This window comes from Nitrospirillum amazonense (assembly GCF_029594735.1).
GTDB classification, from domain to species: Bacteria; Pseudomonadota; Alphaproteobacteria; order Azospirillales; family Azospirillaceae; genus Nitrospirillum; species Nitrospirillum amazonense.
The window spans coordinates 960,257-973,390 of sequence record NZ_JARPAF010000004.1 but is presented as its reverse complement, the minus strand read 5'-3'; the positions used below and the strand labels follow the sequence as shown (position 1 = coordinate 973,390).

General features: G+C 68.5%; 15 protein-coding genes. 5 read left to right on the top strand and 10 right to left on the bottom strand.

From position 1 onward, the window contains the following. Positions 1–15: 15 nt before the first annotated feature. Together P5F91_RS25090 and P5F91_RS25085 are read left to right on the top strand one after the other, a co-directional pair. A complete protein-coding gene (locus P5F91_RS25090; protein WP_277908599.1) occupies positions 16–1,131 on the top strand; it encodes a branched-chain amino acid ABC transporter substrate-binding protein in 1,116 nt (371 codons plus the stop codon). A 29-nt stretch (positions 1,132–1,160) separates the two neighbouring features. Further along, a complete protein-coding gene (locus tag P5F91_RS25085) occupies positions 1,161–2,027 on the top strand; it encodes a serine hydrolase domain-containing protein (RefSeq protein WP_277908598.1) in 867 nt (288 codons plus the stop codon). A gap of 46 nt (positions 2,028–2,073) precedes the next feature. Here P5F91_RS25085 and P5F91_RS25080 read toward each other — a convergent pair whose 3' ends face one another. After that, the gene (locus P5F91_RS25080; protein ID WP_277908597.1) at positions 2,074–2,745 is read right to left on the bottom strand and encodes an SCO family protein; all 672 of its coding nucleotides are present in this window, start codon (positions 2,743–2,745) and stop codon (positions 2,074–2,076) included. 153 nt (positions 2,746–2,898) lie between these two features. Here P5F91_RS25080 and P5F91_RS25075 point away from each other — a divergent pair, with 153 nt between their 5' ends. After that, the gene (locus tag P5F91_RS25075; RefSeq protein WP_277908596.1) at positions 2,899–3,363 is read left to right on the top strand and encodes a HEAT repeat domain-containing protein; all 465 of its coding nucleotides are present in this window, start codon (positions 2,899–2,901) and stop codon (positions 3,361–3,363) included. 23 nt (positions 3,364–3,386) lie between these two features. Here P5F91_RS25075 and P5F91_RS25070 read toward each other — a convergent pair whose 3' ends face one another. Then, complete coding sequence (locus P5F91_RS25070; protein ID WP_277908595.1) at positions 3,387–3,677, bottom strand: DUF1330 domain-containing protein; 291 nt, start codon at positions 3,675–3,677, stop codon at positions 3,387–3,389. Positions 3,678–3,742: 65 nt separating this feature from the next. On the opposite strand from P5F91_RS25070, the gene P5F91_RS25065 reads away from it, so the two are divergent. Next, positions 3,743–4,234, top strand: coding sequence for a MarR family winged helix-turn-helix transcriptional regulator (locus tag P5F91_RS25065; RefSeq protein ID WP_277908594.1), 492 nt, complete (start codon positions 3,743–3,745; stop codon positions 4,232–4,234). Here the strand turns inward: P5F91_RS25065 and scpB are convergent. From scpB to dgt, 8 genes are all read right to left on the bottom strand, one after another. Beyond that, a complete protein-coding gene (gene scpB / locus P5F91_RS25060; protein ID WP_277908593.1) occupies positions 4,231–4,884 on the bottom strand; it encodes an SMC-Scp complex subunit ScpB in 654 nt (217 codons plus the stop codon). The genes P5F91_RS25065 and scpB overlap by 4 nt on opposite strands. Beyond that, positions 4,881–5,732 carry a segregation and condensation protein A gene (locus P5F91_RS25055; protein WP_145609952.1) on the bottom strand — a complete coding sequence of 284 codons (852 nt, stop codon included), beginning with the start codon at positions 5,730–5,732 and terminating at the stop codon, positions 4,881–4,883. The genes scpB and P5F91_RS25055 overlap by 4 nt, the downstream gene beginning before the upstream one ends. Continuing rightward, positions 5,732–6,424, bottom strand: a complete 693-nt coding sequence (locus P5F91_RS25050) for a site-2 protease family protein (RefSeq protein WP_145609951.1) — start codon at positions 6,422–6,424, stop codon at positions 5,732–5,734. The genes P5F91_RS25055 and P5F91_RS25050 overlap by 1 nt, the downstream gene beginning before the upstream one ends. 5 nt (positions 6,425–6,429) lie before the next feature. After that, positions 6,430–7,464 (bottom strand): beta-N-acetylhexosaminidase, encoded by a 1,035-nt coding sequence (nagZ, locus tag P5F91_RS25045; RefSeq protein WP_277908592.1) that lies wholly within the window; start codon positions 7,462–7,464, stop codon positions 6,430–6,432. Positions 7,465–7,477: 13 nt separating this feature from the next. Then, on the bottom strand, positions 7,478–8,485 hold the full coding sequence (locus P5F91_RS25040) for an SPOR domain-containing protein (RefSeq protein ID WP_277908591.1): 1,008 nt from the start codon (positions 8,483–8,485) through the stop codon (positions 7,478–7,480). Positions 8,486–8,489: 4 nt separating this feature from the next. Next, entirely contained in the window at positions 8,490–10,244 is a 1,755-nt protein-coding gene (gene argS / locus P5F91_RS25035) for an arginine--tRNA ligase (protein ID WP_277908590.1), read from the bottom strand. Positions 10,245–10,395: 151 nt separating this feature from the next. Next, positions 10,396–10,944, bottom strand: a complete 549-nt coding sequence (locus P5F91_RS25030) for a DUF805 domain-containing protein (RefSeq protein ID WP_145609948.1) — start codon at positions 10,942–10,944, stop codon at positions 10,396–10,398. 79 nt (positions 10,945–11,023) lie between these two features. Next, on the bottom strand, positions 11,024–12,376 hold the full coding sequence (gene dgt, locus P5F91_RS25025) for a dGTP triphosphohydrolase (RefSeq protein ID WP_246134306.1): 1,353 nt from the start codon (positions 12,374–12,376) through the stop codon (positions 11,024–11,026). A gap of 179 nt (positions 12,377–12,555) precedes the next feature. On the opposite strand from dgt, the gene erpA reads away from it, so the two are divergent. Beyond that, positions 12,556–12,942, top strand: a complete 387-nt coding sequence (erpA, locus tag P5F91_RS25020) for an iron-sulfur cluster insertion protein ErpA (RefSeq protein WP_145609946.1) — start codon at positions 12,556–12,558, stop codon at positions 12,940–12,942. Positions 12,943–13,134 lie beyond the last annotated feature (192 nt).

The following is a 13,134-nucleotide window of genomic DNA, read 5'->3' as shown; positions in this document are numbered from 1 at the left end:
AGGAATCACAGTTCAATGCGTGTCCCTTCCTTCGCGCGTGCCGCCGTCTTCGCCCTGCCCCTGCTGTCGATCAGCCTTCCCGCCCTGGCGGATATCAAGATCGGTGTCGGCGTCCCCTTGAGCGGCCGCCTGGCCGCCGTGGGTACCCAGCTGCGCCGGGGCGCGGACCAGGCCGTGGCCGACATCAACGCCAAGGGCGGCGTGCTGGGCCAGAAGCTGGTGGTTGATGCGGTGGATGACGGGGGGGAGCCGACGCAGTCGGTCGCCGCCGCCAATCGCCTGGTGACGGACCGCGTCGCCATGGTCATGGGCCACATGACCACCGGCACCACCATGCCGGCGGCCCAGGTCTATGCCGATGAGGGCGTCATCGTCATCACCCCCAGCTCCACCAGTCCGGAGCTGACGGCCCAAGGCTGGGACACGCTGTTCCGCACCTGCGGCCGCGACGACCAGCAAGGCCAGGTCATCGGCGCCTATCTCGCCGAGCATTACAAGGGCGGCAAGATCGCCATCGTCGACGACCAGACCACCTACGGCAAGGGCCTGGCCGACGCCGTGCGCGCCACGCTGAAAGCCAAGGGTGTGGCCGTGGCCCTGAACGGCACCCTGACCGCGGGTGAGAAGGACTTCAGCAGCATGGTCACCCGCCTGAAGTCGGCGGATGTCGACGCCGTGTTCTACGGCGGCCTGTATCCCGAGGCCGGGTTGCTGGTGCGCCAGTCCCGCACCGCCGGCCTGAAGGCGGCCTTCCTGGCGGGCGACACCCTGGCCAGCGATGAGTTCTGGACCACCGCCGGCGCCATGGGCGAAGGGGTCATGATGGCCTACAACGCCGACGTGCGGCAAAGCCCGGCCGCCAAGGAGGCGCTGGACAGCTTCCGCAAGAACGGTGGGGAGCCCAACATTTTCTCGCTCTACTCCTACGCCGCCGTCCAGGTCTGGGCCCAGGCCGCCGCCAAGGCGGGCAGCACCGATCCCAAGAAGGTGGCCGTTGTGCTGCACAGCGGCCAGGAGTTCATGACCGCTGTCGGCCCCATCTCCTATGACGCCAAGGGCGACCGCAAGCAGAACGACTACGTCATCTACGCCTGGCACAACGGCGCCTATGCCCCGCTGGCGAAGCCGTAAATCCAGCGCACAAAGCCAGGATGGACAACATGGAGTCTGTTGCCCTTATCGATGCGGATGGAACCGTCACGGTAAGCGGCGCACTGGATCCCGTGCCGTGGTGGAGCGTCACCAAAACCGTCCTGGCGATTGCGGCATTGCGCCTGGTTGAGGATGGCTCGCTTTCCCTGAATGGAAAAGTCGCCGGAGAGCCGTACACATTGGCGCACCTCCTGCGGCACGAGGCCGGGCTTCCCGACTATGGCGGCCTGGCCCGTTATCATGAGGATGTCCAGGCCGGCAAATCGCCATGGCCGGTTGGGCGCCTACTCCAGGCGCTGGATGTGAAGCGATCACGCTACCAACCTGGAAACGGCTGGGCATATTCGAACATCGGCTATCTTAAGGTACGGCAATTGATTGAGGAGGCCACCGGCCTATCCCTGGCCGACGCCCTCGATCGTCTGGTGTTCACGCCGGCGGGATTGACGACGGCGCGGTTGGCCACCCAACCGGCGGATCTGCACGACGTTGAGATGGGGCCCGCCGGGGCGGATTATCATCCGGGTTGGGTCTATCATGGCTTGGTCACTGGAACCGTCGCGGATGCGGCCAGACTGCTGAAGGGCTTAGCGGCAGGCGGCCTGCTGCGACCCGCAACATTTGCATCGATGCTTGACCATCGCGCCCTTCCGGAACACCGGAATGAGATCTTCAAGGACCCGGCGTACGGGCTCGGCCTCATGTTGACTGCGGGTACGCCGCTGGACCATCCCATAGGACACCGGGGGGCCGGTCCCGGCAGCACTGTCGCAGCCTACGCCTACGGTCAAAGGGCGTGCGCCATCTGGCATGCATCGACCCAGAATCCCGACTTGGTGGTCGATATGGTCTTCCGGCGCCTGACACAGGGATAAAAGGTTCCCCGGCCGGTTTGGCCGACTGAACCGGGACGGGTGGGGCTCAGTCAGCCGCCACCGGTAACCCCAGCGCATGCCGCACCTTGCCCTCCGCCGTGGTGGGCGGTTCGAAGGGGTTGATGGTGCTTCTAAGGTGGCCGTTGGGGTCCATCAGGAAGATGGCCGCGTTGTGGTCCATGCCGTAGTCCGTCGGGTGGGCATCGGGGGCCAAGGGCGTGCCATCGGTCGAAACCTTGCGGTATTCCACCTTGTAGCTGGCGGCGGCCTGGGCGATTTGCTCGGGCGTGCCGGTCAGGGCGGCGATGTGCGGGTTGAAATTGGCCATGTAGTCCTTGAGCACCGCCGTGGTGTCGCGCGCCGGATCGACGGTGATGAACAGCCCCTGGACCCGGTCGGCATCCGGCCCCAGGGCGTCCAGGATGACGCTCATGGACGCCAGGCCCGTGGGGCAGACGTCGGGGCAGTTGGTGTAGCCGAACATGACCATCAGGATCTTGCCGGCATAGGTCCTGTCCGTGACCGCCCTGCCGTCCTGGTCGGTCAGGGCGAAGGGGCCGCCGATGGCGGCCAGGCTGGTCACACCGTCCGGCTTGGGCGTCGTCAGCGGCCGGCCGATGACGCCCCAGGCGCCGATGGCGACGGCCCCCAGCACCAGGACGGGGCCCGCCCAACGCAGGATGGCGAAGCGGCGGGACAGTTCGGTCGGGCGGGACATGGCAGGCTCAAGGCAACCCAGGGGGCGCGCCATTTGGAACCCGGCCGGGCGCCAGGTCAAGGTTCTCCGCCCGTCCTGCCCCACCGTTGCGCCCTTTACAAGGCCCACCCACCCGATTATCCCCAACGGCGCACGTTGAGAAAGGACACGCGAATGGCCAAGGATTACATGCCGCCGTCGGACTTCCTGCGGGATTTGATCGACGAGGATGTGGAGATCGAGGCGGACGACACGGCCACGGTCAAGCGCCTGCTGTCCTTCTTCCAGGACGCCGACGCCGCCAACCGAGACTGGGCGGTCTTCCTGCTGGGCCAGTCCGAGGTCGATACCAAGGCCGTCCGCGACGCCCTGATCGGTGCCTTGAACGATGAGGATGACAGCGTGCGCGCCGAAGCCCTGGTGGCCCTGGCCCAGCGCGACGGCGACCTTGCCCGCCCCCACGTGCTGGAGGCGCTGAGCGCCGAGGGCGTCTACCCCACCGTGTTCGAGGCGGCGGCGCTGTGCGCCCATCCCGACCTGATCAAGCCCCTGCGCGGCTGGCTGAAGGCCACCGGCGACAAGGAGGTGGACCAGATGGTGGCGGAAGCCGTGGTGGCCTGCGAGGCGAGCGCGAAGTAAGGAGGGGCGCGCCGAGCAGGGGCTCAGGCGGTCTCGACGACGAACATCGTCGCCTGCTGGGCCTCCCGGCGTTCCGCCTTGATGGGGGCGTAAGCCTCGGACTTGTAAAACGCCAGCGCCTGGGCCAGCGTCGGAAACTCCAGCACGCCCGCCATCGGCAGCGGCATGTTATCGCCTTCCAGCACCTGCGCGACACGACCGAAGTACAGGATCCGTCCGCCAGCCTCCTGCAAGGCGGTCTGGAAGCGGGGGGCGAGAGCCGCCTGCTTGGCGGGGTCGATGATCCGTAAATTGATATGCACGTAGGCGGGCATGGCGCGTCTCCTAATGATGCATATACATTATATGGCGATGCGCGTTTGTACAGGGGTCATTGGAGATGAGCGACGTCGATCGGGACACCTTCCGGACCATCGCGGCGGAATGTCCGGGCTTTCAGGCGCGGGCGACGGCGCGGGCCATCACGCGCTATCACAACGCCTGCTTCAGGCCCCTGGGGCTGACGGCCGAGCAATTTAGCCTGATGCTGGGAATCGGCGCCGCCGAGGGCGCCACATTGGTTGAACTCGCGCTCAGCGCGGGGGTCGATACGACAACCCTCAGCCGGAATATCCAGAACCTGGAAAAGCGGGGCTGGGTCTGCGCCGATGGCGGGCGCGGCCGTGCGGGAAAGCGGCTCAGCCTCACGGCCCTGGGGCATCGTCTGCTGGCGGAGGCCATCCCGCTATGGCGGCAGGCCCAAGCGGAGTTGTCGCGGCGCCTGGGCAATGACCAACTTCAATTGGTGAGGCGGGCGATGGTAGAGCTGGCCGTTGCCGCGGAGCCCTTACCGCCCAACGCTCCCGACGGCGCTGAACAGCCCCTGCCCTAATCCTCCGCGCTGTCTTCCACCGCCCGGGGCAGCGCCGCGTCATCCCCGCGTGAGAACAGGGTGGTGATGGCGGGACGGGCGTCCAGCAGGCCGGCGGCGCGCAGATCGTCCACGCCCGGCAGGTCGCGTAACGATTCCAAACCGAAATGATCAAGGAAAGCCGGGGTGGTCAGCCAGGTGAGCGGCCGACCTGGCGTCTCGCGCCGACGGCCCGGCTTGATCCAGCCCGCTTCCATCAGGATGTCCAGGGTGCCCTTGCTGGTGGCGACACCGCGGATGCTTTCGATCTCGGCCCGCGTCACCGGCTGGTGGTAGGCGATGATGGACAACGTCTCCACGGCCGCGCGCGACAGGCGGGAGGTCACCTCCGTCTCCCGCTGCAGCAGGGGCGCCAGATCCGGCGCGGTACGGAAGGCCCAGCGGCCGGCCGCCGCCACCAGATGCACGCCGCGATGACTGTAATGGGCCTGCAATTCGTCCAGGATGCCGCGCAGGTCGGCGCCCTCGCCCAGCCGGGCGGCCAGCGCGGCCTCCTCCACCGGCTCGGCCGAGGCGAACAGCACCGCCTCCACCAGGCGCAGCTGTTCGGCGCGGCGGTCGAAGCCCTCTTCCAGCTCGGCGGGCGCCTCGGTGACGGTTTCGGCGGTCATGGCTCTTTATCCGGGGTCGGCGGTGCGGCGGGCGTATCGGTGCGGCGAACGTACAGGGGGCCGAAGGTCCCGTCCTGCCGCACCTCCAGCTGACCGGCCTTGGCCAGCTCCAGGGTGGCGACGAAGGTCGCCGCCAGGGCGGACCGGGCCTTCAGCTTGTCCTCCCGGCTGGTGCCGCCGCCGCGCCAGTCCGGCGGCAGGAAACGGTCCAGGCGGGTCCAGTCCGGCAGGCGGCCCAGCATGGCCTCCACCCGGCGGATGGCGTCCTCGATGGTGAACAGATCCACCGGCGGCAGGTGCAGCGGACCGGTCTTCTGCTGCCGGCGCTTGATGTCGCCATAGGCCCGCAGCAGGTCGTAGAGCGTTACCTCCGTGACCCGGCGTTCGAACACCGGCAGATCCTCAGGCGCACCCCGGGGAAAGACGTCGCGGCCCAGGCGCGGCCGGGCCATCAGGCGGGCGGCCGCGTTCTGCATGGCCTCCAGACGCTGCAGCTGGAAGGCCAGGGCCTGCGCCAGCTCCTCACCCGTCGGCTCCTCCGTCTCGGGTGTGGGCAGCAGCAGGCGGGATTTGAGATAGGCCAGCCAGGCGGCGGTCACCAGATAGTCGGCCGCCACCTCCAGCCGCAGGCGCCGCGCCTCCTCCACGAAGGCCAGATACTGTTCGGCCAGGGCCAGGATGGAGATGCGGGTGAGATCGACCTTCTGGTCGCGCGCCAGGGTCAGCAGCAGGTCGATGGGGCCTTCGAACTCCCCGAGGTCGACCAGCAGGGCGGGCTCCCCCTCCCCCGCCGGGTCAAGGGCGGGGGCGGCGCTCCAGTCCTCATCCGGGCCCCGCGCGTCGGCCATCAGCTCAGTCCCGTCACCGTGGCGATCACGTTCCACAAGCCGCTGGTCGGCCACCGCACCAGCCACATATAGGGGTCGTAGGCCGACAGGCCCATCTTACTGAAAAGATAGGGCAGCAGGAAAAAGATCGTCAGCAGGATCATGTTGCCGCGCACCTCCTGCGCCGCGAACCACTGCGCCTGGCGATAGGGCAGCATCTGCTCGATGACCTTGCCACCGTCCAGCGACGGGAAGGGCAGCATGTTCAGCACGCCCAGCATCAGGTTGATCTGGATGCCCGCCACGAAGTTCTGCCCCACCCAGTCCGCCACTGAGGCCGGCAGCAGGAAAAGCGTGTGCAGCAGCAGGGCGAAGACGATGGCCAGCAGGAAGTTCATGCCGGGCCCGGACAGCGCCACCAGCGCCATATCGCGGCGCGGGCGGCGCAGGCGGCTCTGGGTGATGGGCACGGGCTTGGCCCAGCCGAAGACGAAGCCGGTGAATAGGAACAGCGTCGCCGGCATCAGGATGGTGCCGATGGGGTCGATGTGCTTGCCCGGGTTGAAGCTGACCCGCCCCTGGGAATAGGCGGTGTCGTCGCCCAGCTTCCACGCCACCCAGGCGTGGGCCGCCTCATGCAGCGTGATGGCCAGCACCATGGGGATGGCCATCACGGAGAGGCGGACGATCAGTTCCTGAATCGAGGTGTCCAAGGAGGTCAGTCCCAATTGCCGGCAAGGTCGATAAGGCGCGCGCGCCAAGCGGCGACGGTGGCCGCGTCGGCGTCGGTCGAGGCCGGTCGGCGGGCCTGGGCCCGGGCCCAGCGTTCCTGCGCCTGTTGCGACAGGCGGGGCACCACGGCGGCCACGGCGGCCATATCCTCCACCGTGCCGTTGCAGTGCAGGGCCACGTCGCAGCAGCCGTCGGCCACCACGGCGGCCGCACGCTCCTCCACCGTGCCCGACAGCGCCTGCATGTCCAGGTCGTCGCTGAACAGCAGACCGTCGAAGCCGATCAGCCCGCGCACGATCTTGGTGATGACCAGGGCGGAGGTGCTGGAGGGATGCCGGGCGTCCACCGCGGTGAACAGGATGTGGGCCACCATGCCCGCGGGGAGGTCGGCCAGGGCCTTGAAGGGGGCGAAGTCCACCGCCTCCAGCGTCGCCAGGTCCGCCGTCACCGTCGGCAGCTCCTTATGGCTGTCGGCCGTGGCGCGGCCGTGGCCGGGCAGATGCTTCACGATGGGCAGCACGCCGCCGGCCAGCAGGCCCTCCGCCTGGGCGCCCGCCAGCAGGGCGACCCGGGTCGGGTCGCGGCTGAAGGCACGGTCGCCGATGACGTCATGGGCGCCGGCCTGCGGCACGTCGGCCACCGGGGCGCAGTCCATGTCGATGCCCAGTGGCGCCAGGGTGGCGGCCAGCAGGCGGCCATGCAGCCAGGCGGCCTCCTTGGCCAGGTTGTCGTCGGCGATGGCGCCGACGCGGCCGGCCGGCGGCAGGGACGGCCAGTGCGGCGGACGCAGGCGGGCCACGCGGCCGCCCTCCTGGTCGATCATGATGGGCGCGTCAGGCCGGCCCACGCTGTCACGCAGGGCCGCCGTCAGGGCCATCACCTGCTCCGGCGTCTCGCAATTGCGCCGAAACAGGATGAATCCCAGAGGATTGGCCGCCGCGAACAGCGCCCGCTCCGCCTCGGTCAGGACGGGGCCGGTGCAGCCGAAGATGACGGCCGCTGGAACGTTGGGGGTGGTCATCGCAGGCACCGCCTTAATGTACGGGGATGCAGCCGTCCTTGGCCGCCTTCACCGCCTCGCAAATGCGCTTGGCCTGGGCCTCGTCCACGGGGCCCGCCTGGACGCGGTAGTAGATGCCCTTGGCCCCCAGATCCGCTTTGACCAGGCGCAGGCTGAGCCCGCCTAGGACACTGGCATGCTTGCGCTGGATGCGCTGCATCTCGGCTTCCGCCTGCGGCTCCGACGGAATGGAGGCGAACTGCAGTTTCACCGACCCGCCGCCGGCAGCGGTCGGCGCAGCCGTGGTCGCAGCGGCGGCCGCCGGCTTTTCCACCGGCTTGGGCGCCGGCGTGACCGGGGCGGCGGCAACAGGCTTGGGCGCGGCCGGCTGAGGCGTAGGCTGCGGGGCCGACGGCACCAGCGGCGTGGGCGCGTTGGCTTGCGCCATCTGCTGTGCGGGAGGCTTCGCGGCCGGAACCGGCGCCGGCGTCATCGGCTTCGCGGCGGTGGTGCCGGCGGGCGTCGGGGGCAGCACGGTGGGCGGCAGGACGGTCGGGGCCGCCGGCTGGGCGGCCGGGGTTTGCGCCGGCGCCTGGGCAGGAGCTTGGGCAGCGGTCTGAGCCGTCTGCGGGGACGCCGGCTGCTGGACTGCGGCCGGCGGCGGGGCCGTGGGCCGTTCCATGGGCGCTTCCGGCGGCGGCAGCAGACGTTCCACACCGGGGTCCGTCTTGGTGTCGGCGCGCAGGCGGTCGTAAATCAGCCGGTCCTGGTTGGGCACGTCCATTCCGCCCGGCGTCTCCGGCTTCACCTTCGTCGGCCCGGGATCGGCGTGGATGATGGGGGCCACCGCCTCCGTCCCCGCCCGCTGGCCCTGGGTGTAGACGAAGTAGATCAGCCCGCCGAAGCTGCCGACCGCGGCCACCACTACGCCCAGGCTGAGCAGCCCGCGCCGGCGGGGCGCCGGCTGGCGCCGCCCCTGCCAGTCATAGCCGGGATCGTAGTCGTAGTCGGGGTCGCCGTGATGGTCGTGCATGTCGCTCATGGGATCAGCGCAACTCCTCGGCCGGCACCACGCCCATGATGGCGAGGCCGGACGCGATGACCAGGGACACCGCCGTCACCAGGGCCAGGCGGGCCCGGGTCAGGGCGTCGTCCTCCTCGATGATGAAGCGCAGGGTGGCATCGTCCTTGCCCTGGTTCCAGAAGCCGTGGAACGCCGCCGCCAGCTCCTGCAGGTAGTAGGCGACACGGTGCGGCTCATGCGCCTCCGCCGCCGACTCCACCGTGCGTGGCCAGTTCAGCATGAGGCGGATGAGGTCGACCTCGGCCGTGGAGGCCAGTCCATCGAAGGACACGGCCGACAGCGCTTCACGCGACAGATCCCAGTCGGCGTGCAGACTGGCGGCCTGGCGCAGGACGGAGCGGCAGCGGGCGTGGGCGTACTGCACGTAGAAGACGGGGTTGTCCTTGGACTGCTCCGTCACCTTGGCGTAGTCGAACTCCAGCGTCTGGTCGTTGCGGCGGGTCAGCATGATGAAGCGCACGACGTCGCGGCCCACGGCGTCCATGACGTCACGCAGGGTGACGAAGGTGCCGGCGCGCTTGGACATCTTCACCGGCTCGCCGTTCTGCAGCAGGTGCACCAGCTGGCACAGCTTCACGTCCAGCGCGGCCTTGCCGTCGGAGATGGCCTTGGTCGCCGCCGCCATGCGCTTCACATAGCCGCCGTGGTCCGCCCCCCACACGTCGATCAGCACGGGGCAGCCGCGCCGGTACTTGTCGTAGTGATAGGCGATGTCGTTGGCGAAATAGGTCCAGGAACCGTCGGACTTCTTCAGCGGGCGGTCGACGTCGTCGCCGAACTGGGTGGCCTTGAACAGGGTCTGGGGCCGCGGCTCCCAATCATCAGGCTTCTTGCCCTTGGGCGGCTCCAGCACGCCGACATAGATCAGTCCGGCGTCCTCCAGGGCCTTGAACGCCTGGTCCACCGCCCCGTTGTCCACCAGCGCACGCTCGCTGCTGAACAGGTCATGGTGGATGTTGAGGGAGGCCAAATCCTCCCTGATGCCGGCCATCATCTGGTCGATGGCGAAGGCGCGCACCGGGGCCAGCCATTCCTCCTCCGGCAGGTCGCGCCACTTGGCACCGTCCCGCTCGGCCAGGGCCTGGCCCACGTCCTTCAGGTACTCGCCCGGGTACATGCCGGCCGGGATCTCGATGCCCGTCTCGCCCAGGGCCTCGCGATAGCGCAGGTGGGTGGAGCGGGCCAGGACGTCCACCTGGGCGCCGGCGTCGTTGATGTAGTACTCGCGCGTGACGTCGTAGCCGGCCTTTTCCAGCAGGGCCGCGAGCGCGTCACCCACCACGGCGCCGCGGGCGTGCGCCGCGTGCAGCGGGCCGGTGGGGTTGGCGGAGACGTATTCCACGTTCACGCGGGTGCCGTTGCCGATGGTGCTGGCGCCGAAGCCCACGCCGGCCGTCAGGACGTCGGCCAGGCGGGCGCGCCAATAGCTGGGCGCCACGCGCAGGTTGACGAAGCCAGGGCCGGCGATGGTGACCTCGGTCACGTCCGGCAGGGCCCGCAGATGCGGGGCCAGCGCCTCGGCGATGGCGCGCGGCGGCTTGCCCGCCGGCTTGGCCAGCACCATGGCGGCGTTGGTGGAGATGTCGCCATGCGCCGCCTCGCGCGGCGGCTCCACCGTCACGCGGGAGAGGTCCAGCCCGGCGGGAATGCCGCCATCGGCCGCCAGGGCCTCCAGCGCGCGGCGAACCAGGGCTTCGAATTCCTTGTAAACGTTCATGGCGATAGAACCGGCACAATCCAAAAGAGTCGCGTTCGCCGATCCATGGTGACCGGCGGCGGCGCACCTTACAAGGTTCCTGCGGTGCAGGTCACGGGCGGAGTTGGGAGGGCTGGTGTCCAAAGCTGCCGCAGCCCGCTGCTTCCAGCACTCAGGCCATGGGATCGGCCCCGAAGCGGTTGGCGCCGCGCTTGCCTGGTAGGAAGCCTACTTGGGCAGCTACCCAGTATTCCCCCAGGATGGGGATGATGCCTAACAGGATGAACCAGCCGCTGAAGCCCCGGTCATGCAGTCGCTTCACCTGTACGGCGATGCCCGTCCAGAGCGAAATGATGAACATCAGAACCAGCGTCCAGCCGGCCACGGCGTTATGGCCGGTGGAATCGGCCGTCAGGCTGCCGGCGATCATGACCAGCAGAATCATGCCCAACAGCGGAAGGGTGTATTTCAGCCAGTACTCCCGCCGACTGACCCTTCCTTGGATCGAAAACAGGAACCAAGGCCAAGTGAAGGCGGGGCGCGGCTGAAAGGATACGACGCTCAGGTCCGCTCCGCCGCTCAGGATCTCGACGGCCATGCCCGCGACCGGTAAACCTTCACCCCGCCACTGCGCGGCGGTGAAGAAATGGGACAAGCCCTCCACGTCCACGGCCTCACCTGCACCGGCGACCTCGTCAAACGCTACAACCGTTCCCCGCATCCCATTCCCCACCCCACCTGTGCAACAGCCTCGATCTTGTGTGGTGTCAGGAATTTTGCAACCTCAAGACGCCGGTGCCTCATCCCGCGATCAGTTGCGCCTGACGGATGGCGAAGCGGTCGGTCATGCCGGCGACATAGTCCAGCAGGCCGCGCACCCAGCCCGCGCGCTCATAGGGCAGCTGGCGCGACTCCGGCATGGTTTCCAGCAGGGAGGCCCAGCGGCGGGGCAGCTTGGCGCCGGGGCCCAGCTTCTCCCGGTCCAGCAGCGCCTCGCCATAGGCGTCCAGCAGGGTGGTGATGGTGCGGGCGGCGATGATGTCGGTCTCGCAGCGCTGCTGGCCGCGGTAGATGCGCTCATGGCTTACCTGCTCGATCCTGCGCAAGGCGGGCGCGCGCGCCGACAGGGTCAGCAGGGGGTGGCAGAACTCCCCGGCCATCAGTTGCGGCAAGCGCTCCAGGAAAATCTCCGCCGCATCGCGCACCAGCCGGTCGATGGCCTGGGCGCGCAGGAAGATCAGCTTGCGGTCCTCATCCTCAAGGGTCTTGTAGTCCGCCTCCCAGTCCTTGCCCGTGGCCGTGTCAGGCTTGTCGTCGCGGATGAAGGCCAGCAACAGGTCTTCGGCATGCTCGAAGCTCAGCATGCGCATCTTGGCCGCGTCCTCGATGTCCACCACGTGGTAGCAGGCATCGTCCGCCGCCTCCACCAGGTAAGCCAGCGGGTGGCGGCACCAGGCGCCCGGTCCCTTTTCCACCAGGCCCACCTCCGCCGCCACCTCGGCGAAGACCGCCTGTTCGCTCTCGAAGAAGCCGTACTTGCGCTTGTGCGGGCGCTTGAGGGGGCCGTTCGGCACCTCCACCCCCCAGGGATATTTGGCCCCGGCGCCCAGTGTGGCCGCCGTCAGCTGCAGGCCGCCCACGCCGCGCCAGCCCTGCAGCCGGGTCAGCACGCGGAAGCCCTGGGCGTTCGCCTCGAACTTGCACAGCTCCGCCTGCTCGACATCGCTCAGGCCCGCGCGTATGCGCCGGCCGATGTCACTATCGGCGAACCAGTCGGAGATCACATCCTCACCCGTGTGGGCGAAGCAGGGGGTGCCCACGTCGTGGGCCAGCGAGGCGGCGGCCACCACGTGGCCGATGTCCGCCGGCGTCGCCTTCACCTCATAGTCAACGCTGCGCAGGATGGCCGGCCCCACCCACATCCCCAGCGAGCGCCCCACCCGCGCCGCCTCCATGGAGTGCGTCAGGCGGGAACGGACGTAGTCCGACCCGCCGATGCCGTGCACCTGCTGCTTGTCCGCCAGCCGGCGGAAGCTGGTGGTGAAGGTGATGCGGTCGATGTCGATCTCATAGGCACTGCGGTGCGGCAGCTCCGCGTCGGCCGTCGTCTTGGCCAATCGCTTGCGCGACAGCAGACTGTTCCAGTTCATCATCGCCGCATACCTCATGCCAGATCCGTGCGGGCGCCGAATGGTTCCTGGTCCTTTGACGGAACCGTTTGGAGCGCCTACATACTATGGGCGTTACAGAGGAACGCCGCCCCTGTCCAGTCGCCTTTTCAACAGGTACGTGGGTTTGGACGGCCCATTCCACAACTGGGAAGACACCGTCGATGAGCATCACCGACATCACCGCCGACACCGCATCGCCCGCTGGCACGCCCGCTCTCGCCCGGGCGATGAGCCTGAGCGCCAGCGCCGCCAAACGTGTGCGCAAGCTGGCGGAAATGGAGGGTGGCCCCGACATCATGATGCGCCTTTCCGTATCTGGCGGCGGCTGCTCCGGCTTCCAGTACGGCTTCAGCTTCGACGCCACCACCAACGAGGACGACCACGTGTTCGAGCGCGACGGCGCCCGGCTGGTGGTGGACGACACCTCGCTGGATCTCCTGGCCGGCGCCGAGGTGGACTTCGTCGAGGAATTGGCCGGGTCCTACTTCAAGGTCAACAATCCCAACGCCAGCTCCTCCTGCGGCTGCGGGCAGAGTTTTTCTTTGTAAGATTCCCTCAGGCGCCGGGCGGCCGCATCCGCGGCCTTGGCTTCCCCCTTTGCGGTCCGCTACGCTCCCCACAAAGGTCCGGCGGACGCGGTCGCGTCCTAAGCTGCATGAGGGGATCTCGTGCAGATGGTCTGGAAATGGCTTCCAAGGTTCTCGCGTTGGCGCGGCCTTCGCTCTAAGGTGCGCGCGAAC